This is a genomic window from Actinoplanes sp. CA-142083, from assembly GCF_050942195.1.
GTDB lineage: Bacteria > Actinomycetota > Actinomycetes > Mycobacteriales > Micromonosporaceae > Actinoplanes.
Genome location: NZ_CP192076.1, coordinates 977,542 through 997,561 on the forward strand (window position 1 = coordinate 977,542; position 20,020 = coordinate 997,561).

Annotated in this window: 22 protein-coding genes and 1 tRNA gene; 18 read left to right on the plus strand and 5 right to left on the minus strand. The window is 71.7% G+C overall.

Annotated features, from left to right (window positions below):
* Positions 1-158: 158 nt before the first annotated feature.
* The 5 genes from eno (at position 159) to ACQPZX_RS04655 (ending at position 3,986) form a co-directional block, all read left to right on the plus strand.
* On the plus strand, positions 159-1,442 hold the full coding sequence (gene eno / locus ACQPZX_RS04635; RefSeq protein WP_433374764.1) for a phosphopyruvate hydratase: 1,284 nt from the start codon (positions 159-161) through the stop codon (positions 1,440-1,442).
* An 84-nt stretch (positions 1,443-1,526) separates the two neighbouring features.
* The gene (locus ACQPZX_RS04640) at positions 1,527-2,081 is read left to right on the plus strand and encodes an FtsB family cell division protein (protein WP_433374767.1); all 555 of its coding nucleotides are present in this window, start codon (positions 1,527-1,529) and stop codon (positions 2,079-2,081) included.
* Between the two features lie 2 nt (positions 2,082-2,083).
* Positions 2,084-2,587 (plus strand): DUF501 domain-containing protein, encoded by a 504-nt coding sequence (locus ACQPZX_RS04645; RefSeq protein WP_433374770.1) that lies wholly within the window; start codon positions 2,084-2,086, stop codon positions 2,585-2,587.
* A complete protein-coding gene (locus ACQPZX_RS04650) occupies positions 2,587-3,081 on the plus strand; it encodes an amino-acid N-acetyltransferase (RefSeq protein WP_433374773.1) in 495 nt (164 codons plus the stop codon). Before ACQPZX_RS04645 ends, ACQPZX_RS04650 begins: the two co-directional genes overlap by 1 nt.
* Entirely contained in the window at positions 3,078-3,986 is a 909-nt protein-coding gene (locus ACQPZX_RS04655) for an exopolyphosphatase (protein ID WP_433374776.1), read from the plus strand. The genes ACQPZX_RS04650 and ACQPZX_RS04655 overlap by 4 nt, the downstream gene beginning before the upstream one ends.
* Here ACQPZX_RS04655 and ACQPZX_RS04660 read toward each other — a convergent pair.
* Positions 3,983-4,954, minus strand: coding sequence for an NAD-dependent epimerase/dehydratase family protein (locus ACQPZX_RS04660; RefSeq protein ID WP_433374779.1), 972 nt, complete (start codon positions 4,952-4,954; stop codon positions 3,983-3,985). The two genes, ACQPZX_RS04655 and ACQPZX_RS04660, sit on opposite strands and share 4 nt — an antisense overlap.
* Positions 4,955-5,014: 60 nt before the next feature.
* On the opposite strand from ACQPZX_RS04660, the gene ACQPZX_RS04665 reads away from it, so the two are divergent.
* Both ACQPZX_RS04665 and ACQPZX_RS04670 read left to right on the plus strand, forming a co-directional pair.
* Positions 5,015-5,344, plus strand: coding sequence for a PadR family transcriptional regulator (locus ACQPZX_RS04665; RefSeq protein WP_433374782.1), 330 nt, complete (start codon positions 5,015-5,017; stop codon positions 5,342-5,344).
* Positions 5,341-6,312: an HAAS signaling domain-containing protein gene (locus tag ACQPZX_RS04670; protein WP_433374785.1), complete on the plus strand. Its 972-nt coding sequence runs from the start codon at positions 5,341-5,343 to the stop codon at positions 6,310-6,312. The genes ACQPZX_RS04665 and ACQPZX_RS04670 overlap by 4 nt, the downstream gene beginning before the upstream one ends.
* Before the next feature lie 390 nt (positions 6,313-6,702).
* Here the strand turns inward: ACQPZX_RS04670 and ACQPZX_RS04675 are convergent, their stop codons facing one another.
* Entirely contained in the window at positions 6,703-7,398 is a 696-nt protein-coding gene (locus ACQPZX_RS04675) for a GNAT family N-acetyltransferase (protein ID WP_433374788.1), read from the minus strand.
* Positions 7,399-7,448: 50 nt separating this feature from the next.
* On the opposite strand from ACQPZX_RS04675, the gene ACQPZX_RS04680 reads away from it, so the two are divergent.
* The 10 genes from ACQPZX_RS04680 to ACQPZX_RS04725 all read left to right on the plus strand — a co-directional run bounded on the left by ACQPZX_RS04680 (position 7,449) and on the right by ACQPZX_RS04725 (position 16,197).
* Positions 7,449-8,201 (plus strand): uracil-DNA glycosylase, encoded by a 753-nt coding sequence (locus ACQPZX_RS04680; protein WP_433374790.1) that lies wholly within the window; start codon positions 7,449-7,451, stop codon positions 8,199-8,201.
* Between the two features lie 31 nt (positions 8,202-8,232).
* The gene (locus ACQPZX_RS04685) at positions 8,233-8,928 is read left to right on the plus strand and encodes a DUF4129 domain-containing protein (RefSeq protein WP_433374793.1); all 696 of its coding nucleotides are present in this window, start codon (positions 8,233-8,235) and stop codon (positions 8,926-8,928) included.
* Positions 8,925-9,500, plus strand: a complete 576-nt coding sequence (locus tag ACQPZX_RS04690) for a hypothetical protein (protein WP_433374796.1) — start codon at positions 8,925-8,927, stop codon at positions 9,498-9,500. Before ACQPZX_RS04685 ends, ACQPZX_RS04690 begins: the two co-directional genes overlap by 4 nt.
* A 7-nt stretch (positions 9,501-9,507) precedes the next feature.
* Complete coding sequence (locus tag ACQPZX_RS04695; protein WP_433374799.1) at positions 9,508-10,506, plus strand: AAA family ATPase; 999 nt, start codon at positions 9,508-9,510, stop codon at positions 10,504-10,506.
* Complete coding sequence (locus ACQPZX_RS04700; protein ID WP_433374802.1) at positions 10,499-11,866, plus strand: DUF58 domain-containing protein; 1,368 nt, start codon at positions 10,499-10,501, stop codon at positions 11,864-11,866. The genes ACQPZX_RS04695 and ACQPZX_RS04700 overlap by 8 nt, the downstream gene beginning before the upstream one ends.
* Positions 11,866-12,423, plus strand: coding sequence for a hypothetical protein (locus tag ACQPZX_RS04705; RefSeq protein ID WP_433374805.1), 558 nt, complete (start codon positions 11,866-11,868; stop codon positions 12,421-12,423). The genes ACQPZX_RS04700 and ACQPZX_RS04705 overlap by 1 nt, the downstream gene beginning before the upstream one ends.
* 98 nt (positions 12,424-12,521) lie before the next feature.
* Positions 12,522-13,916: an NAD(P)/FAD-dependent oxidoreductase gene (locus ACQPZX_RS04710; protein WP_433374807.1), complete on the plus strand. Its 1,395-nt coding sequence runs from the start codon at positions 12,522-12,524 to the stop codon at positions 13,914-13,916.
* 45 nt (positions 13,917-13,961) lie between these two features.
* Positions 13,962-14,046 (plus strand) — tRNA-Leu (locus ACQPZX_RS04715).
* A gap of 224 nt (positions 14,047-14,270) precedes the next feature.
* Complete coding sequence (locus ACQPZX_RS04720) at positions 14,271-15,656, plus strand: glutamate decarboxylase (protein ID WP_433374810.1); 1,386 nt, start codon at positions 14,271-14,273, stop codon at positions 15,654-15,656.
* Between the two features lie 13 nt (positions 15,657-15,669).
* Entirely contained in the window at positions 15,670-16,197 is a 528-nt protein-coding gene (locus ACQPZX_RS04725) for a hypothetical protein (protein WP_433374812.1), read from the plus strand.
* 3 nt (positions 16,198-16,200) lie between these two features.
* Here ACQPZX_RS04725 and ACQPZX_RS04730 read toward each other — a convergent pair whose 3' ends face one another.
* Positions 16,201-17,163, minus strand: coding sequence for an aldo/keto reductase (locus ACQPZX_RS04730; RefSeq protein ID WP_433374815.1), 963 nt, complete (start codon positions 17,161-17,163; stop codon positions 16,201-16,203).
* 52 nt (positions 17,164-17,215) lie between these two features.
* Here ACQPZX_RS04730 and ACQPZX_RS04735 point away from each other — a divergent pair, with 52 nt between their 5' ends.
* Entirely contained in the window at positions 17,216-18,169 is a 954-nt protein-coding gene (locus tag ACQPZX_RS04735; protein ID WP_433374818.1) for an ArsR/SmtB family transcription factor, read from the plus strand.
* Here the strand turns inward: ACQPZX_RS04735 and ACQPZX_RS04740 are convergent.
* Together ACQPZX_RS04740 and ACQPZX_RS04745 are read right to left on the minus strand one after the other, a co-directional pair.
* On the minus strand, positions 18,159-18,794 hold the full coding sequence (locus ACQPZX_RS04740; protein ID WP_433374821.1) for a response regulator transcription factor: 636 nt from the start codon (positions 18,792-18,794) through the stop codon (positions 18,159-18,161). The genes ACQPZX_RS04735 and ACQPZX_RS04740 overlap by 11 nt on opposite strands.
* Positions 18,782-20,005, minus strand: coding sequence for a sensor histidine kinase (locus ACQPZX_RS04745; RefSeq protein ID WP_433374824.1), 1,224 nt, complete (start codon positions 20,003-20,005; stop codon positions 18,782-18,784). The genes ACQPZX_RS04740 and ACQPZX_RS04745 overlap by 13 nt, the downstream gene beginning before the upstream one ends.
* Between the last annotated feature and the right edge of the window lie 15 nt (positions 20,006-20,020).

A 20,020-nucleotide genomic window follows, 5' to 3' on the forward strand; every position in this document is an offset into this window, starting at 1 on the left:
GGTGATCGGCACCCGCGCGGCGCGGTTGAGGCGTACGGCGGCGGAAGTTCACCGGCCGCGCGTACGCCCGCCACACCGCCCCGATACGCTCAGCCCGTGGTCGGCCGCAGGGTCGCGGTCGAAGACTGCAGCCTTTATCAGAAGGAGCGACACGACACATGGCCACCATCGAAGCGATCGTCGCCCGCGAGATTCTCGACTCCCGGGGCAACCCGACCGTCGAGGTCGAGGTCGGGCTCGACGACGGCACGGTCGGCCGCGCCGCGGTGCCCTCGGGCGCCTCGACCGGCGCTTTCGAGGCGCTCGAGCTGCGCGACGGCGACAAGGGGCGGTACCTCGGCAAGGGCGTGGAGAAGGCCGTCGCCAACGTCGAGGACAAGATCGCCGACGAGCTCGTCGGCTACGAGGCGAGCGAGCAGCGCCTGATCGACCAGAAGATGCTCGACCTGGACGGCACCGCCGACAAGTCCGAGCTGGGCGCCAACGCGATTCTCGGCGTGTCGCTGGCCGTCGCCAAGGCCGCCGCGCTCTCCGCCGAGCTCCCCCTCTTCCGGTACGTGGGCGGCCCCAACGCGGCCGTCCTGCCCGTGCCGATGATGAACATCCTGAACGGTGGGGCCCACGCCGACTCGAACGTCGACGTCCAGGAGTTCATGATCGCCCCGATCGGCGCGCCGACCTTCCGCGAGGCGCTGCGGACCGGCGCCGAGGTCTACCACGCGCTCAAGTCGGTGCTGAAGAAGAAGGGCCTCTCGACCGGCCTGGGCGACGAGGGCGGCTTCGCCCCCAGCCTGCCGGCCAACGCCGCGGCCCTCGACCTGATCGCGGAGGCCGTCAAGGCCGCCGGCTTCACCCTGGGCACCGACATCGTGCTGGCCATGGACGTGGCCGCGACCGAGTTCTACAAGGACGGGTCGTACGTCTTCGAGGGCGCGCCGAAGTCGACCGACGAGATGATCACGTACTACGCCAAGCTCGCCGACGAGTACCCGATCGTCTCGATCGAGGACCCGCTGGCCGAGGAGGACTGGGCCGGCTGGAGCGCGATGACCGCTCAGCTCGGCAACAAGGTCCAGATCGTCGGCGACGACCTGTTCGTGACCAACCCGACCCGCATCGGCCGGGGCATCGCCGAGAGCGCGGCCAACGCCGTACTCGTCAAGGTCAACCAGATCGGATCGCTCACCGAGACCCTCGACGCCGTCGACCTGGCCCACCGGGCCGGGTTCAAGACGATGATGTCGCACCGTTCAGGTGAGACCGAGGACACCACGATCGCCGACCTCGCGGTCGCGGTCGGCAGCGGCCAGATCAAGACCGGCGCGCCCGCCCGGTCCGACCGGGTCGCCAAGTACAACCAGCTCCTGCGCATCGAGGAGCAGCTGGAGAGCGCGGCCCGGTACGCCGGTGCGGGCGCTTTCCCGCGTTACCGCGTCGCGTAACGCTCCGGCCGAAGATCATGGAGTTGTGGCACTCTCGTACCGGGTGCCACAATTCCTGACCGGTCTACCGGGGAGTAGTAAAGGGTGACGACACAGCGCCGAGCGCCGAGCGGACAGGGCCCGTCCCGCCGCCCGACCTCGTCGCGTGCCCGCACCACCGGCTCCACGAGGGTGCAGACCCGCACCCGGGCGCGTCCCGCCCCGACCCGCCGCACGGTCAACGTCGGCACCGGCCCGGCGAAACGCACGGCCGCGCCGAGGCCCCGCGCCCTGACCGGCCGCGCGACCGTCCTGATCGTCGTGTTCGTGGCGCTGGCCCTGGCGTACACATATCCCTTGCGCGTCTATCTCGCCCAGGAGTCGCAGATCGCCCAGCTGGAGGCCGGTCAGGCCGCCCAGCGCAAGGCGATCGCCGACAAGCAGCAGCAGCTCCAGAAATGGCAGGACCCGGAGTATCTCCGTGCCCAGGCCCGCGAGCGGCTCAACTACGTGCGCCCGGGCGACAAGACCCTGGTGCTGCTGCCGGGCTCCGGCACCGCCGCGAGCACCACCGGAAACCAGCCGGCGGCCGCCCCTGACCGCTGGTACGACACGCTGTGGAACAGCGTGCAAGCCGCCGACGCGGAGTCACCGAACTGACCATGGAAACACCTACCGAAGCCGACCTCGAGATAGTGGCGGCCCAGCTGGGCCGTGCCCCCCGGGCGACCCGCTCGATCGCGCACCGCTGCCCGTGCGGCAACCCCGACGTGGTCGAGACCGCGCCGCGCCTGCCCGACGGCACCCCGTTCCCCACGCTCTTCTATCTGACGTGTCCGCACGCGACGGCGGCGTGCAGCCGGCTGGAGTCGGCCGGCGTGATGCGCGACATGCAGGAGCGGCTGTCGACCGATCCCGAGCTGGCCGAGCGCTACGCGAAGGCGGCCGAGGACTACCTGGCCCGGCGCAAGGCGATCGAGGACGTGCCGGAGATCTCGCATGTGGCGGCGGGTGGCATGCCCGACCGCGTGAAGTGCCTGCACGTCCACCTCGGGCACGCGCTCGCGGCCGGGCGCGGGGTGAACCCCTTCGGGGACGAGGTGCGCGACGCGGTCGAGCCGTGGTGGACGGAAGGCCCGTGCGTCTCGCTGAAGAAGGACGAGTAGTGGAGATCCGGCGGGCGCGGACGAAGGACATCAAGGCCATCCGGACTCTCGTCGATGCCTACACGGCCGACCGCCGCCTGCTCAGCAAGGCCACGGTCACGCTCTTCGAGTCGGTGCAGGAGTTCTGGGTCGCCGTCGACGAGCAGGACCGCGTGCTCGGGTGCGGCGCTCTCCACGTGATGTGGGAAGACCTCGCGGAGATCCGTACGGTGGCTGTCGATCCTGCGTGCCGCGGCCGCAAGATCGGGCACAAGCTGGTGTCCCGCTTGCTCGATGTCGCCCGTGAGCTGGGCGTCGCCCGCGTCTTCTGCCTGACCTTCGAGACCCGGTTCTTCGGCTCGTTCGGCTTCACCGAGATCGACGGCGCTCCGGTGCCGCATGCGGTCTACGAGCAATTGCTGCGATCGTACGACGAGGGCGTCGCCGAATTCCTCGACCTGGAACGGGTCAAGCCCAACACCCTGGGGAACACGAGAATGCTGCTGCACCTATGAGAGTCGCGGCGATCGACTGCGGGACCAACTCGATCCGTCTGTTGATCGCGGATGTGGTGGACGGCCGCGTCATCGACGTGTCGCGGCGCATGGAGATCGTGCGTCTGGGCGAGGGCGTCGACCGCACCGGCCGGCTTTCCGACGCGGCCCTGGCGCGCACGCGAAAGGCCCTGATCGGGTACGCCGCGGAGATCGCCGAACTGGGCATCACGCGGGTGCGGATGTGCGCGACGTCGGCCTCGCGGGACGCGTCGAACGCCGCCGACTTCCGCACGATGGTCCGCGGTGTGCTCGGCGTCGACCCCGAGGTGATCACCGGGGACGAGGAGGCGCGGCTGTCGTTCGCCGGCGCGGTCGCGGGCCTGTCGGCCGAGCCGCCATATTTGATATTTGACATCGGTGGTGGGTCGACCGAGTTCGTGACCGGCAGCGCGGGCGTCGAGCACGCGATCTCGGTGGACATCGGCTGCGTGCGGATGACCGAACGGCACCTGCACGACGACCCGCCGACGCCGGCGCAGATCGAGGCGGCGACCCGCGACATCACGGCCGCGGTGGACACGGCGCTGTCGGCCGTGCCCGGCCGCTCCGCGAAGACGGTGGTCGGGCTGGCCGGGACGGTCACGACCGTGACCGCGCTGGCTTTGGAGCTCGACGCGTACGACGCCTCACGCATCCACCACGCCCGCGTCTCCCGCGCGGCGGTGGCGAAGGTGACCGCCGATCTGCTGGCGATGACGGTCGCCGATCGCCGGGCCCTCCCGGTGATGCACCCCGGCCGGGCCGACGTGATCGGCGGCGGCGCGCTCATCCTCTCGATCATCCTGGAGCGTTCCGGCCACGACTTCGTGATCGCTTCCGAGCACGACATCCTCGACGGGATCGCCCTCTCGATCGCTGCCTAGACCTTCAGCGGGCCGGCCACCTCGAGCTGGTCGTGCTCGATGAGCCAGCGCACCGACTCCAGCACCGCCTCGTCCGGCTGGTAGCGCGGGGCGTACCCCAGCAGCGTGCGGGCCTTGTCGATGCTGAAGCAGTGGCTGCGGACCAGATGCTCCCAGCTTGCCTGGGCGGCCTCAGCGTCGTTGCCGGCGCGGAACTCGTCCCAGCTCACCGGCCGCAGCTCCGCGGTCTGGCCGAACCACGACGCGCCGATCTGGGCGTAGCCGCGCACGTTGAGGGCCGAGGGCGCCACGACGCTGAAGTCCTCACCGGCGGCCGCGTCGCGGTGGTCGATGGCGGCCTCGAAGGCCTGCGCCACGTCGTCGGCGTGGACGTGGTGCATGAACTCCGCGCCGATCCCGGGAACGTCGAGCGGCTCGCCGGCCGAGAGCTTGCGCCAGACCGCGGGATCGAGGTTGCCCAGCGGGCCGATCGGGTGCCAGCCGGGGCCGACGATGTGGCCCGGGTGCACCGACGTGGTGACCAGCCCGCCCGACCTCGTCTCGTCCTTCAGCATCCGGGCGATGGCCGCTTTCGCGATGCCGTACTCGCCGAAGGGCGGAGTCGCGTCCTCCTCGGTGATCGGCGCCCGCCGGCTCGCGCCCACGCGCCAGATCGAACCGCAGTGCAGCAGGTGCCCGGTCTCGCCGCGCAGCCGCTCGACCAGCGCGGTGGCGGAGTCGAGGGTGAAGCAGATGAGGTCGACGACGACGTCGGGCCGCAGGCCGGCGACCCGGTCGCCGAAGGTGCCCGCGCGGTCCTCGGCCTCGCGGTCGGCGGTCACCTGGCGCACCTGCTGCCAGGCCGGGTCGTCGGCGTAGCTGGATCGCTGCCCGCGACTGATGCCGACCACCTCGTGCCCGGCGCGGACCAGCCTTGGGATCAGGAACGTTCCGATGTGCCCGCTGCCACCGACGACGACGATTCGCATGGGCTCAGGTTACTACTGTCCACTTGACGGTACTTCGCATTGCACAGTACTTTGCACCGCGTGGACACGACCCAACTTCTCAAGGGCGTGCTCGACCTGGCGGTGCTGGCCGTCCTGCGCGACGACGACGGCTATGGATACGACATCCTGCGCCGCCTCCGCGCCGGCGGCCTGCACGAGGTCGGCGACGCCTCGGTCTACGGCACGCTGCGCCGGCTCTTCAACGCCGGCTTCCTCAACACCTACGTGGTGCCCAGCGACGAGGGTCCACATCGGAAGTACTACAGCCTGAACCCGGCCGGCCGCACCGAGTTGCAGCGCAACGGCAAGATCTGGCAAGGCTTCGCGACCACGATGGACGATCTGCTGCGCGAGCGGGGGGCGGCGTGAACGACGAGATCAACGCCTATGTCGAGGCGGTCGAGCGATCCCTGGCCGGCATCGCCAACCCGACCCGCGCCGAGCTGCTCGAGGATCTTCCCGAGCACCTGGCGGAGGTCCAGGCCGAGGGCACGGGCACGCTCCGCGAGCGATTGGGCGCCCCCGAGGCGTACGCGTCGGAATTGCTGGCATCCGCCGGCCTGGTCGGCGGTTTCCCGGAGCCACCACCCGCCCGCCTGGCGGAGCTTTATGCCCTCCGCGACCAGACCATGGCTCTGCTCGATCGTGCCGACGTCAAAGTCGGACCCGTCATCGGGTACGAGAAAGCCAGCCAGTTCCTGGTTCTCCTGCGCCCCGGCTGGTGGGTGCTGCGCGGTTACCTGCTCGCGATGGCCCTGGCCTACGTCCTCTCGGACGGCACCCGCCTGGGCCTGCTCCCGCGGATCGGCAACAACGAGGTGGTCGCCCTGGTCCTGCTGGCCGGCTGCGTGATCGTCTCGATCGTCCTCGGCCACCGCACGGCGTCCCTGTCCCGCCTGCCCCGCCTGGCCCTGCGCTCCAGCACCGTCGTGCTGGTCATCTTCGCCCTGGCCGGTTTCGTCAGCGCCGACGACAAGGCCCGCGACCCCGGCTACAGCGACGCGAACTACCAGTACACCGACCAGAACCCCTACAGCAACGTCAACGACGTCTACGTGTACGACAGCCAGGGCCGCCTGGTGCCGAACGCGCGCCTCTACGACCAGGACGGATCCTCGATCCAGCTGGGCACCAACATCTGCACCGACCCGACGACGGGGGAGGAGACGCGCTCCCGCAACATCGCCTATCCGTACTGCCCGCAGTTCGCGCCGTTCGGAGTCCAGGCGCCAACCGACGATCCGTCGCCGTCCGTTTCGCCCACCGCGTCGGCGGCATCCCAGCCGGCGCCGACCGCCGTACCCAGCCGCTCGGCGTCACCTAGCGCTTCCCGCTGACGGCGCGGGCGGCAAGGGCGGCGCGGGCGCGTTGCGGTGATCGTTGGTTGGGCTGGGCTTGCCATGGCCCGGGGTGTGCCAGGTGGCGGTGGGGGCGGCCGGTCGCGCCGTCGTCGTTGGTTGCGGGGGTGTCCGGAGCTCGCCGAAGGCGCATAAGCCGCCAATCGACGTTGGCCGGGGCGATCTTGATGAACGGGCGTTCGGTGCGTGCGGTAACTCATCATCTTGCGCCGGCGGCGAGAAGCGGTCACCGGAAAAATCCGGATATTTTGGGAGGAGGGGTCGACGGGTCTCGGGATGTGGGCTGCGCGTCCAGCCATCCGGGACTGCCCGCCGGGATGTGGGACGCGGTCTCATCCTCCGAACGGGCGCTGCCACATCGCGGGATCGCTAGCGCGGGACCATCAGCGCCTCGCCGCCGACCGGGCGGTAGCCGGCCGCCTGGAAGGCCCGGATGCTGCGCGCGTTGCCCGCCGCCTGCTGCGACCACACCGGCAGCCCGCCCGGCACCAGGTGGCGGGCGGCCAGCGCCAGCGCCTTGCCCAAGCCCCGATGCCGCGCCGCCGACTCCACCTCGATGGCCGCCTCCCAGCGCCCGGCCACCCCGCGCCCCAGCACCAGCAGGCCGCCGCCGGCGCGCTCCTCGGGGTCGTCCGCGTCCACCGGCACGTAGGCGGCGCCCGCCGCAGTCGCCCAGACCCGCACGTCGTCGCGGTGCAGCAACGCGCGCCGGACCCGCGGATGCGATGGATCCCGGATCTCCGCCAGCTCCACCGGGGGCGGCCCGGCCAGCGGCTGAGCGACGGTCAGCAGATCGATCGTGTCCATCCGCCGGCCCGTCCGCTCCAGGAGCGCGTTGAGGAACCGCGCGTTCATCGCCGCCGCCAGCGGATCGGTCTCCACATCGTCCAGCGCGGCCTTGACCCACGCCGGATCCTCGTCGACAAACACCACGGAATGCCCGGTGAACGCCACCACCCCGGCGTCCCGCCAGCTCGGCTGCGGCACGACGATCGTCTCCCCGTCGTCGGGCGGGAACCTTCCCTCGGCCGCCGCGTCCAGAATCTCCCCGAGTGCTTGTCCCATGGGTCCATTAGATCCGCCGCCGGGCGCGGGGTTGATATCGTGCTCACGAAATGAGCTCGGGTGAGGCGCGGTCCCGTACGCGTGATGATGTGATCAAGCACGCGGCCGGCGCCGCGTCGCTCAGGGTGCTGGACGCCTCGGTCGCGGATTGTTTTGCCTGCCCGCGGCTTGTCTCGTGGCGGGAAGAGGTCGCGCGGGTCAAGCGGGCTTCGTTCCGGGAGTGGGACTACTGGGCGCGCCCGGTCCCGGGGTGGGGCAACGACGATGCCGAGATCGGGATCTTGGGGCTGGCGCCGGCGGCACACGGCGGAAACCGGACCGGGCGGATCTTCACGGGCGATCGGTCGGGTGACGTGCTGTTCGCCGCGCTGCATCGTGCGGGCCTGGCCAATCAGCCCACCAGCGTGTCGGCCGACGACGGGCTGGAGCTGCGGCACACGCGGATCTTCGCCGCGGTCCGGTGCGCGCCGCCGGACAACAAGCCGACCCCGGAGGAGCGGGACACCTGCGCGCCATGGGTGCATCGCGAGATCGGTCTGATTCGTCCCACGTTGCGGGTGGTGGTGGCGCTCGGCGCGTTCGCCTGGGCGGCGTGGTGGCCGGCGATGGCCGCGGTTTATGGCACAAAAGCGCCCGTGCCTCGGCCTAAGTTCGGGCACGGCGCGCTCGTGAGCCTGCCGGGGGTGCCCGACCTGCTCGGGTGTTTCCACGTCAGCCAGCAGAACACCTTCACCGGACGACTCACCCCGGCGATGCTCGACGACGTGTTCGCCCGTGCGAAGAGTCTCGCGGGCCTGGCATGATTCGGCACAGCCGAAGGGAAAGCCGCACGACATGGATCTCGCCGTACTGCGCCGCTGGTGGCCACTGGCCGCCGTCCTTGTGCTGCTCTTCGTGACGGCGCTGGCGGCGACACGGTCGTCGCCGCAGCTCGACCAGATCCATCCGGATGCGACGCCGACGCCCCCGCCGCTGTTGCCCAAGACCCAGCCGAGCGCGACCACCGGCGTCCAGCAGCCGCCCGAGGCCGCCCGTGGCCTGCCGGAGTGGCTGGGCACGGCCGCGCTCTACCTGATCCTGCTCATCGCGCTGGTCGTGATCGTCATCGTGATCTGGGCGATCGTGCGCGACCAGGCCCGCCGCCGCGCCCGCAAGGGCCGCAGCGGCGTCACCGAGAGCAAGCAGGGCGCGCGTACGGCCGACGAGATCGCGGCCGCGCTCGACGCCGGCCTGGAGGAGCTCTCCGACACCGACCGCGACCCCCGCCGCGCCGTCATCGCCTGCTGGGTGCGTCTCGAGCAGGCCGCCGCGGCCGCCGGCACCCCGCGCAGCCCGGGTGACAGCCCGACCGACCTGGTGGGCCGGTTGCTGCGCGAGCACCAGGTCGACGCGCAGGTGCTCGCCGCCCTGCTCGAGGTCTACCGCGAGGCCCGGTACGCCACCCACACGGTCGACGACCAGATGCGCCGGCAGGCCCGCAGTGCCCTCGAGCGGCTGCGCGCCGAGCTGGGGGCAGGTGTCCCGGCATGAGCGACGGCGGGCTCGACGACCTTTTCAGCTTCCGCGACGAGCCGGTCGAGGAGGCTGCCGAGCCGGTGGCGAAGCGGCGCTCCACCGGCCTGTGGATCCTGCGCAACGCGCTGCTGATCGTGGCGGCGACGGTGGTGACCGTGGCGGCGCTGCGCGCGGCGAACATCCACATCTCGCTGCTTTTGATCATCGCGTTCTTCGTCGGCCTGCGGCTCGTGCTGTTCGCGGTCTCCGAGGTGGCTCCGCCCGCCCTGCCCAAGCGGCGGTCGTCGAGCTCCGAGTCGGGCCGCAACCAGGGTGACGCGCTGCGCGCCACTGTGCGCCGCTGGGAGCGCAGCCTCGACCGGGCCCACTCCGACGCGGATCTCTATGCGCGTAACGTTTTGCCCGCACTCGCGGAGCTCGCCGACGAGCGGCTGCGGCTGCGCCACGGGATCACCCGGTCCTCCGATCCGCGCCGGGCCCGTGAGCTGCTCGGCGACCCGCTGTGGGCGGCCCTGCACGACCGGGGGCGGCACACCGCCAAGGCGGTCGAGCTCGAGACCTACGTGACCGCGTTGGAACGACTGTGAGAAAGGTGTGCCGGTGACCGAGAACGCCCTTCCCCCGTACGAGGTGGGCAGGTTGGCCGGTGCCGTCCTGGAGTCGGTCGGCAGCGTCGTGGTGGGCAAGCGCGAGTCGCTGGAGCTGGTGCTGGCCGGCATCCTGGCCGGCGGGCACGTGCTGCTGGAGGACCTGCCGGGCCTGGGCAAGACGTTGACGGCCCGCTGCTTCGCGCAGTCCCTGGGTCTCGACTTCCGCCGCCTGCAGTTCACGCCCGACCTGCTCCCGGCGGACGTGACCGGTTCCTTCCTGTACGACCAGCGCAAGGGCGACTTCGCCTTCCGGGCCGGTCCGGTCTTCACCAACATGCTGCTGGCCGACGAGATCAACCGGACGCCGCCGAAGACCCAGGCCGCCCTGCTCGAGGCCATGCAGGAGAAGCAGGTGTCGGTCGAGGGCGTGACCTATCGCCTGGACCCGCCGTTCCACGTGCTGGCCACGGCCAACCCGATCGAGTACGAGGGGACGTACCCGCTCCCCGAGGCGCAGCTCGACCGCTTCCTGATCCGGGTCTCGTTCGGCTACCCGACCGCCGAGGAGGAGTGGGACGTGCTGCGCCGCCGCATGTCCCGCCGCCAGGAGGAGGCGTTCCTGCAGCCCGTGGTCGACGCCCGGATGCTGCAGGCGATGCAGGCCGCCCTCGAGTCGATCACCGTGGAGGACTCGATCGGCCGCTACATCGTGGCGCTGACCGCGGCCACCCGCGAGCACGCCTCGGTGCTGGTCGGCTCGTCGCCGCGTGGCTCGCTGGCGCTGCTGCTGCTGGCCCGGGCGCGGGCCGCGATGGCCGGCCGTGACTTCGTGGTGCCCGAGGATGTCAAGGACGTCGCCGTGCCCGCGCTCGCCCACCGCATCACGTTGCGGCCCGAGATGTGGCTGCGCCGCGTCGACCCCGCCTTCGTGGTGCAGGAGGTGCTGACCAACGTGCCGGCGCCGGCGAGCGGCGCGCTCCCGACGTACGCGCGGCATGACTGACCGCCTGACCCTTCGCCACGCGATTCCGCAGTCGGCGTCCGCCGACGGGGAGTCGTGGTCGGCGCCCGCCTGGGTGCCGACCCGCGCGCTGGGCCGGTCGGTGCTGCTCACCGGGCTGCTTCTGCTGCTCGGCGTGGCGCTGGGCCGGGTCGACCTGGTGCTGCTGGCCGCGCCGTTCGCGATCGGCGCCGCGGTCGGCCTGCGCCGGATGCCCCGCTCGGCGCCCGAGCTGACGATCACCGCCGACGAGGAGCACATCGTCGAGGGCGGCCACGTCGACGCCGCGGTGACCGTGAGCAACCCCGACGTGATCCCGTACGACCTGGTGGTGCTGCGTACCCGTACGTCGCCCTGGCTCAAGCTGGAGCAGGCCGACCGCCCGTTCGCGATCACCGTGCCGCGCGACGGCTGGTATTCGGTGGAGCTGCCCGGCGACGCGCTGCGCTGGGGCCGCCAGGACGTCGGTCCCGCGGCCGCCCGGGTCGCGGCCTGCGGTGGGCTGCTGGCCTGCCGTCCGGTGGTGGTGTCCGGCCGGGGCGTCCGGGTGTACCCGAACACGGATCCGTTCAACGCCACCGAGGCGATGCCGGCCGCGGCCGGCCTGGTGGGTAACCATCGGTCGCGGCGTCCCGGCGAGGGTGGAGAGCTGGCCGGCGTACGGCCGTTCGCGCCGGGCGATCGGCTGCGGCGCATCGACTGGCGGGTTTCGCTGCGGACCCGCGACCTGCACGTCGCCTCCACCCTGTCGGACCGTGACGCCGAGGTCCTGCTCCTGCTCGACGTGCTGGGCGAGGTGGGTCTGTCCGGCGGCGTGGCCGGCAGCGCGTCCGTCCTCGACACGACCGTCCGGGCCGCCGCGGCGATCGCCGAGCACTACCTGCAGCGCGGCGACCGGGTGTCGCTGCTGGAGTACGGCGCGACCGCCCGCCGCCTGCGCCCGGCCACCGGAAGGCGTCAGTATCTGACCGTGCTCGAATGGTTGCTGGACGTGCGCCCCGACCCGGTCGAGGTCAACGAGGACGACTACCAGAACGTCTTCGGCATGCACCACGTCTCCTCGGACGCGCTGGTCATGGTGCTCACCCCGCTCGTCGACCCTCGCTCGGCCGACATGCTGGCCCAGCTCACCCAGTCCGGCCGCTACGTCGTCGCGGTCGACACGCTGCCCGCCGGCGCCGCGCCCACCAACCGCGACCAGTGGACCCCGCTCGCCACCCGGCTGTGGCGGATCGAGCGGGAGAACGTCCTGGGCCGCCTGCGCGAGCACGGCGTGCCGGTGGTGTCCTGGGCCGGCGCCGGCAGCCTCGACCTGGTGCTGCGCGACGTGGCCCGCCTCGCCTCGGCGCCCAGGGGGCACTGATGCTTCTCGACAAGCAGATCGCCGCGGCCCGGACGGCGGCGTCGCGGGCCACCGCGATCCCGTTCATGGTCCGCTTCGGCATCGCGCTGTGCGGCCTGATCGCGATGACCGTGGCCTGGCCCCAGGCGATCGTGGCCAGCGAGTGGTACGTGGCGCTCGTGCTGGTCGCCGTCTATCCGTCGGTGGCGCCGCGCGGCCGGGGCGCCACCTTCGCGGCCCTGCTCGTGGTGGCCGGCTGGATCGCCGACACGGCCGGGTTCGAGTCGCGGATCCCGCTGTGGCGGGTGCTCACCATCGCCACCCTGCTCTACCTCGGACACTCGCTGACCGCGCTGGCCGCCGTCCTCCCGTACGACGCGGTCGTGACGTTGGACATGGTCGGCGGCTGGCTGGCCCGCGCCGGGGCGGTCGTGCTGATCTCCGCGGTACTCACCGTGGTGTCGCTGGGACTCTCCGCCGATCTTGCCGGCGGCGCGTTTGTGCTGGCCACGATCGCCGGGATCGCCTGCGCGGTCGGCGCCACGGTGCTCATAGCACGCCTTTTGCAGAGAGCGTGAAATCTGTTGGAAATATGTGCCTCACGGCACTTGACAAACGGCTTTGTGATAGATCACAGAACGAGGCGCGATCGGGCGTCACGCGCGACAATATTCATGTGAATCCGCAGCGCATCGTTGTCGTAGGGGCAGGTCACGTCGGGCTGTACGCGGCCCTGCGCCTGTCCAAGAAGCTCAACCGGCGCCGCGCCGAGGTGGTCGTCATCGACCCGCAGCCGCACATGACGTACCAGCCGTTCCTCCCCGAGGCAGCGGCCGGCAACATCAGCCCGCGGCACTCGGTGGTTCCGCTCCGGCGAGAGCTCAAGAAGTGCCGCATCGTGTCCGGTGAGGTCACGAAGATCGAGCACGCGCGCAAGACGGTCACGATCCAGCCGATCGACGGCCCGTCCACGGAGATGACGTACGACCACATCATCGTGGCGCCCGGCTCGGTGTCGCGGACCCTGCCCATCCCCGGCCTCCGGGAACGCGGCATCGGGTTCAAGACCATCGGCGAGGCCATCTACCTGCGCAACCACATCCTGGACCGACTCGACGTCGCGGCGGTCACCCCCGACCCGGCGGTGCGCAAGGCATCGCTCACCTTCGTGTTCGTCGGCGGCGGCTTCGCCGGCATCGAGGCGCTCGCCGAGATGGAGGACGTCGTCCGCGACGCGCTGAAGTACTACCCCGACCTGGACCCGTCCGAGCTCCGGTTCGTGCTGGTCGAGGCGACCAAGCGGATCCTGCCCGAGGTCGGCGCCAAGATGGGCGCGTACGCGGCCCGCGCGCTCGACGCCCGCGGCATCGAGCTGCGCCTCGACACCCGGCTCGAGTCCTGCGTCGACGGCGAGATCGTGCTCGCTGAGTCCACCCGCGGCGGAAAACCCCAGAATAACCCCGATGACGGCGAGCGCTTCCAGGCCGAGACATTGGTGTGGACGGCCGGCGTGAAGCCTTCGCCGATGCTGGACCGCACCGACCTGCCGCGCGGCCCGCGCGGTCACGTCACCTGCCTGCCCACGCTGCAGGTCGTCGACGGCGACAAGGTGCTCGACGGCGCGTGGAGCGCCGGCGACTGCGCCCAGGTGCCCGACCTGACCAACCCCGGCGCGTACTGCTCGCCCAGCGCGCAGCACGCCGTCCGCCAGGCTCGCGTCTTGGCGGACAACATCCGCACGGTCATCCTCGGCGGCCTCCCCAAGGAGTACCGCCACAAGTACGTCGGCAGCGTTGCCGGCCTCGGCCTGTACAAGGGCGTGGCGCACGTCTACGGCATCAAGGTCAAGGGCCTGCCCGCGTGGTTCATGCACCGGACGTACCACATGAGCCGTATCCCGTCGTTCAACCGCAAGGTCCGGGTCGTCGCCGACTGGACCCTGGCGTTCGTGCTGCGCCGCGAGACGATCGCACTCGGCCAGCTGCACACCCCGCGCGAGGAGTTCACCCACGTGACTCCGCGGGTCGACCTCCCCAAGGAGCGCGAAACGGTGGGCGCGGGGGCCCGCTAGTCCGATTCCACCGCCCGGGCGGCACCCGATACGGTGTTCCTGCCCGCCCGGGTGGTGGAATGGCAGACACGGCCGCCTTAAAAGCGGCTGCCCTTGAAAGGGCGTGCGGGTTCGAGACCCGCCCCGGGCACTGAGCCGGCTGGCGTCGCCTCCGGCGCCGCGGGCGATCGCCCCTTCGGGGCTGATGAGGAGCCGGGCAATTTTCCGGCGCCGCAAACCCCGCGGCGACGAAAAATCGTCCGGCTCCTCATCAGCGGGGCGATCGCGACTTTGGTCGCGGTCATCCATGCAGGGTGATGCCCCTGCTGCGTTCTGAGCGACACGGTGTTTCCGACTCTGTCTGAAGAGTGGGAGATGGCGATGCTCAAGCACCCCAAGGCGGGCCGGGCGGCGGAATCGAGCGAGCTGGCGATCGGGCCGCGGTTCGGTATCGAGAACCTGGCTATTCCGCGGCATGAACTGAAGGCGGGGGAGCTTCCCGCCGAGGTGGCGTATCAGATCGTGCACGACGAGCTGATGCTCGACGGGAACGCCCGGCTCAACACCGCCACGTTCGTCACGACGTGGATGGAGCCGCAGGCCGACCGGTTGATGGCGGAATGCCTCGACAAGAACATGATCGACAAGGACGAGTACCCGCGGACCGCGGAGCTCGAGAACCGATGCGTGCAGATCCTGAGCCGGCTGTGGCACGCGCCCGACCCCGACACCGCGACCGGCTGCTCGACGACCGGGTCGAGCGAGGCGGCGATGCTCGCCGGGCTCGCCCTCAAACGCCGCTGGCAGCACCGGCAGAAGGGCACCGGCCGGCCCAACCTGGTGATGGGTATCAACGTCCAGGTGTGCTGGGAGAAGTTCGCCAACTACTGGGACGTCGACATGCGGCTGGTCCCGGTGGAGGGCGACCGGCTGCACCTGACCGCCGACGAGGCGGTCGCGCTCTGCGACGAGAACACGATCGGGGTCGTGGCGGTCCTCGGGTCGACCTTCGACGGCTCCTACGAGCCGGTCCAGGAGATCTGCGACGCTCTCGACGCCTTCCAGGCCCGCACCGGCATCGACGTCCCGGTGCATGTCGACGGCGCGTCGGGCGCCTTCGTCGCGCCGTTCCTCGACCCGGACCTGGCGTGGGACTTCCGGCTGCCGCGCGTCGCCTCGATCAACGCCTCGGGGCACAAGTACGGCCTGGTCTATCCGGGTGTCGGCTGGATCGTGTGGCGCGACGCCGAGGCGCTGCCCGAGGATCTGATCTTCTGGGTCAACTACCTCGGCGACAACATGCCCACGTTCGCCCTGAACTTCTCCCGTCCCGGCGCCCAGGTCGCGGCCCAGTACTACAACTTCCTGCGCCTCGGCTTCGACGGCTACGCGCGGGTGCAGGGCTACGCCCGGGAGGTGGCGACGCGGCTGTCCGGCCGGATCGCCGAGCTCGGGCCGTTCGAGCTGGTCACCCGCGGCGACGAGCTTCCGGTCTTCGCCTTCAAGGTGCGCGCCGAGATCCCGAACTTCACCGTCTTCGACGTCTCCCAGGCGTTGCGTACGGGCGGCTGGCAGGTCCCCGCGTACACGTTCCCGAAGAACCGGGAGGACCTCGCGGTGCTCCGGGTGGTCGTGCGGCGCGGCTTCACCCACGACCTGGGCGACATGCTGATCGACGAGTTGAAACGGCAGTTGCCGCGCCTGGAGAAGCAGCCGGCGCCGGCTCACGACGGGTCGACCGCGTCGGGATTCCACCATTAGCCGCGAACGGTGGATGGGCCTGGCGTTCGCCCTGGGATCGGCCTGCTTCGTGGTGGGCCCGTTCCCGGGCTACGCCGGCCTCGTCGGCGCCACCGCCGACGCGGTCACGTTCTTCGTCGGGTCGGTGCTGTTCACCACCGGTGGCGCGTTGCAGGTCTGGACCGCCACCGGGCGGGCCGCGTGGTGGGCAGCCGTGATCCAGTCGGCCGGCACGCTGTTCTTCAACGTCTCGACCTTCCGGGCGCTGCACACCGCCCTGTCCAGCCCCGGCTACGACCGGCTGGTGTGGCGCCCGGACCTGTACGGCTCGATCTGCTTCCTCGTCTCGGGCGTGGTCGCATATCGAGCCTCGCCCCGCGACGGCCGGTGGTCGGCCGCGGTCAACCTTCTCGGCTGCGTGCTCTTCGGCGTCTCCGCGATCACCGCCTTCGTCCTGCCGGACACCGGAACGTCGGTCGACGAGACGATCGCCAACGTGACCACCAGCGCCGGGGCGGCGTGCTTCCTCGCCTGCGCTATCGGGGTGCTCAAAGTGAAGTAAGAGTCACCAGGCCCAGGCCTCGGGAGCCGGGCCGACCGGCGGGAAGATCTCGTCCAGCGCGCGCATGGCTTCGTCCGGCAGCGGGTCGTCGAGGACCGCCGCCGGCAGGTCGAGCTGCTCCGGGGTGCGGGGGCCCAGCACCGGGGCGGTCACCTCGGGCCGGGCCAGTAGCCAGCCGATCGCCACCGCCGTTGGTTCGCGGCCCAGCTCGTCGCACAGCGCCTCGTAGCGCTCGAGGGCCGCGCGGTGCGGCTCGGCGCGCTCGGAGAAGTGCAGCAGGGTGCGGCCGGCTGTCTGCTTGCGCAGCGCTCCCGAGAGGGCGCCGAAATGCAGCGGGGAGTAGGGCAGGATGCCGATGCCGAGCTCGGCCGCCGCGGGCAGCACCTCCAGCTCGGCCTGGCGGGTGAGCAGGTTGTACTTGCACTGTTCGGAGACCAGGCCCAGGAAGTTGCGGCGGTCGGCGGACGCCTGCGCGCGGGCCAGGTGCCACCCCGCGAAGTTCGACGAACCGGCGTACCGAATCTTGCCCTGACCCACCAGCGTCTCCATCGCCTGCCAGATCTCCTCCCACGGGGTTTTCCGGTCGACGTGGTGCATCTGGAACAGGTCGATCCAGTCGGTGCGCAGCCGGCGCAGGGAGGCCTCGCAGGAGGCGATGATGTTGCGGGCGGAGAGGCCGCGGTCGTTGGGCCGGTCGCTCATCGGCGCGTAGACCTTGGTGGCCAGCACGATGGCATCCCGCATACCCGATTTGTCCAGCCAGGATCCGATGATCCGCTCGCTCAGGCCGTCGCCGTCCTCGCGGCCGTACATGTTGGCGGTGTCCACGAAGTTCAGGCCGAGGGAAACTGCCCGATCCAGGATCGCGTGGCTCTGCTCCTCGCCGATCTGCCAGCCGAAGTTCATGGTGCCGACGCAGAGGCGGCTGACGGTCAGGCCGGTCCGGCCCAGGTTCGTGTATCGCATGCCCGGAAGCTAGCGGTGGCCGGAAGCCGTTCGACCGTGCTCGAATGGCCCGGTGATCGCATGGGAGTTCGGGGCCGCCGACCTGGCCGGGCTGAGGTTCGCCCATTCGCCGATGGCCGAGGTCGTGGCCAGTGCTTTCGCGCTCGGGCAGGACAACCCCTGGGTGCCGCCGGCCTGGCGATCGCGGGTCGCGGCGGCGGTCGAGGCGTGGCCGGTGTTCAGCGCGGTCGTGCTCGGCCCGCACGGCTACGCGCCCGACTTCCTCACGCCCGTGCCCCGCACCTCCCGGCCGACGCTGGCCGAGGAGCTCGCGCTCATCGCGGCGACTCCGCCGGATCAAGTCGTGGAGCAGGTGCTGGCGGGGTGGGAAGGCCGGACCCAGCCGCCCGAAATATCCGATTTCGCGCGGGATCCACAGGCCGCCGTCGAGGCCCTGACGGATGAGCTGCGTCAATATTTCTCCTTCGCGATCGCGCCGCTCTGGGCGGGGCTGCGAGCCGCCGCCGACGCGGAGATCGCCACCCGGGCGCGGGCCGCCGCCGAGCACAGCCCCCGCAGCCTGCTCGACGGGCTGCACCCCAAGCTGCGCTGGGACGGCGCGGCCCTGCAGATCCGCTATCCCCACAAGCACGGGCGGTGGTCCCTCGACGGCCACGACCTCACCCTGCTGCCCACCGGTTTCGCCGGCGGCGAGGTCTACGCGATGCCGGACGCGCCCACCGGCCGCGCGCTCTGGTACGCCCCGAGCGGCTTCGGCAACGTCTGGGCCCCGGCGACGAAGGCCGCGTTGTCCGCGCTGCTCGGCCCGACCCGGGCCGCCGTCCTGACCCTGCTGGCCGCGCCGGGCAGCACCGGCGAGGTCGCCGGCCGCCTTGGATTGGCCCCGGCCACCGCCTCGCACCATCTCACCACCCTGCGCGACGCCGGTCTCGTGGCCGCCGAGCGGGCCGGGCGACGGTTGATCTACCAGCGCACGCGCTTGGGCGACGAGCTGGTCAGCCGTTGAGGTACGCGAGGACAGCCCGGACCCGCCGGTGGGCGTCCTCCGCGGGCGGCAGCTGCAGCTTGGCGAAGATGTTGCCGATGTGCTTCTCCACCGACACCGGGGCGAGCACGAGCGCGGCGCCGATCGCCGCGTTGGACATGCCCTGGGCCATGAGCCCGAGCACCTCGCGCTCCCGCGGCGTAAGCGTCTCCAGCCCGCCGCCGCGGTTGAAGAGCTGCCGGACCACCTCCGGATCCATGGCGGTGCCACCCGCCGCCACCCGCTCGACCGCGTCGAGGAAGTCGTCGAGCGCGGTGACCCGGTCCTTGAGCAGGTAGCCGACCCCGCCTCGCCCGTCGGCCAGCAGGTCGGCGGCGTACGCCCGCTCGACGTACTGCGAGACGATGAGCACCCGCGCCTCCGGGTCGGCCGCCCGGATCCGCAGCGCCGCGCGCAAGCCCTCGTCCCGGAAGCCGGGCGGGAGCCGGACATCCACCACCGACAGGTCGGGGCGGTGCGACGCGACGGCCGTGACCAGGTCGTCGGCGTTGTCCACGGCCGCGACCACGGTGTGCCCGGTCTCGGTGAGCAGCCGCACCATCCCCTCGCGGAGCAGCAGCAGGTCCTCGGCGATCACGATGCGCATGGCAACTCCGCGAGCAGAACGGTCGGCCCGCCGGGCGGGCTGGTCAGGGTCAGCGTGCCGTCGAGCGCCTCGACCCGGCGGCGCAGCCCGTCGAGCCCGGCTCCGCCGGGATCGGCGCCACCCCGGCCGTTGTCCGTCACCGCAACGTGCACAACACCGCCGGCGCGGGCAAACGAGACCGTCCCGGCGGTGGCGTCCGCGTGTTTGGCCGCGTTGGTGAGGCCCTCGGCGACGACGAAGTAGGCCGCCGACTCGACCGCCGCCGGATACCGCGCGCCGGCGTCGCCGCGCAGAGTCACCGGGAACGGGCAGTCGCCGGCCAGCGCGGCCAGCGCCGCGTGCAGGCCGCGGTCGGTGAGGATCGGCGGGTGGATGCCGCGGACCAGCCGGCGCAGCTCGCCGAGCGCGTCGTCGAGCTGGCGCCGGGCCAGGTCGACATCGGGCGCCGGGTCGCCGTCGGTGCGAAGCTTGCGGGCGGCCAGCGCCAGCGTCATCCCGGCCGCCACGATCCGCGCCTGAGCGCCGTCGTGCAGGTCGCGCTCGATCCGGCGCAGCTCGGCCGCCTGCGCGTCGACCACCCGCCGCCGGGTCTCGGCGAGCCGGGCCGTCTCCTCCACCAGCCGGCGGTGCTCGCCGGGGGAGAGCAGCGCGGCGGCGAGCCGGGCCGAGGCGGCCGCGAGGGCACGCACCAGCCACAGCGTCACCGGCAGCAGCGCCAGCCCGATCAGGGTGAGCCCGAACCGGCCCGGCACGGTGGTCAACAGCGGCTTCATCGGGAACGGCGCGTGCGGGTTGGGCACCGCCCAGGCCCAGGCCGGCGCGACCACCGCGGCCAGGCCGACCACCGCCACCACGATGCCGGCCACCCCGGTGACCAGGCAGGCCGGGAAGCTCAGGACCAGCCAGGCCAGGTCGCGCCACGAGGCCGGCTGCCGGGCCACCGAGGCGACCCGCTCGCGCAGCCGGTCGCCGGTGACCGGCAGGTAGGGCGACCCGATCGGCGCGCCGAGCACCCAGCCGGCCCGGCGCCGCTCGACCCCGGCCAGCCGCCGGGTGACCCACGCCGCCCCGAGGAAGGCGTGCCCGCCGAGGTGCGTGACGGAGGTCAGCGCGGTGACGAGGGCGGCGGCGACGCTCCACGCGAGCCCGAGGATCCCGGCCGGCAGGCCCGTGACCAGGTAGGCCAGGGCCCGTCCGGTCCGTGTGATCACCTGGCGCATCCTGGC

Excerpts from the sequence above, each read along its gene's own strand:
- ACQPZX_RS04720 (WP_433374810.1), top strand. The coding sequence starts at position 14,271 with ATGGCGATGCTCAAGCACCCCAAGGCGGGCCGGGCGGCGGAATCGAGC.
- ACQPZX_RS04675 (WP_433374788.1), bottom strand. The coding sequence starts at position 7,398 with ATGGGACAAGCACTCGGGGAGATTCTGGACGCGGCGGCCGAGGGAAGG.
- ACQPZX_RS04645 (WP_433374770.1), top strand. The coding sequence starts at position 2,084 with ATGGAAACACCTACCGAAGCCGACCTCGAGATAGTGGCGGCCCAGCTG.
- ACQPZX_RS04700 (WP_433374802.1), top strand. The coding sequence starts at position 10,499 with ATGACTGACCGCCTGACCCTTCGCCACGCGATTCCGCAGTCGGCGTCC.
- ACQPZX_RS04680 (WP_433374790.1), top strand. The coding sequence starts at position 7,449 with ATGAGCTCGGGTGAGGCGCGGTCCCGTACGCGTGATGATGTGATCAAG.
- eno (WP_433374764.1), top strand. The coding sequence starts at position 159 with ATGGCCACCATCGAAGCGATCGTCGCCCGCGAGATTCTCGACTCCCGG.
- ACQPZX_RS04725 (WP_433374812.1), top strand. The coding sequence starts at position 15,670 with ATGGGCCTGGCGTTCGCCCTGGGATCGGCCTGCTTCGTGGTGGGCCCG.
- ACQPZX_RS04705 (WP_433374805.1), top strand. The coding sequence starts at position 11,866 with ATGCTTCTCGACAAGCAGATCGCCGCGGCCCGGACGGCGGCGTCGCGG.
- ACQPZX_RS04655 (WP_433374776.1), top strand. The coding sequence starts at position 3,078 with ATGAGAGTCGCGGCGATCGACTGCGGGACCAACTCGATCCGTCTGTTG.
- ACQPZX_RS04740 (WP_433374821.1), bottom strand. The coding sequence starts at position 18,794 with ATGCGCATCGTGATCGCCGAGGACCTGCTGCTGCTCCGCGAGGGGATG.
- ACQPZX_RS04660 (WP_433374779.1), bottom strand. The coding sequence starts at position 4,954 with ATGCGAATCGTCGTCGTCGGTGGCAGCGGGCACATCGGAACGTTCCTG.
- ACQPZX_RS04685 (WP_433374793.1), top strand. The coding sequence starts at position 8,233 with ATGGATCTCGCCGTACTGCGCCGCTGGTGGCCACTGGCCGCCGTCCTT.
- ACQPZX_RS04730 (WP_433374815.1), bottom strand. The coding sequence starts at position 17,163 with ATGCGATACACGAACCTGGGCCGGACCGGCCTGACCGTCAGCCGCCTC.
- ACQPZX_RS04690 (WP_433374796.1), top strand. The coding sequence starts at position 8,925 with ATGAGCGACGGCGGGCTCGACGACCTTTTCAGCTTCCGCGACGAGCCG.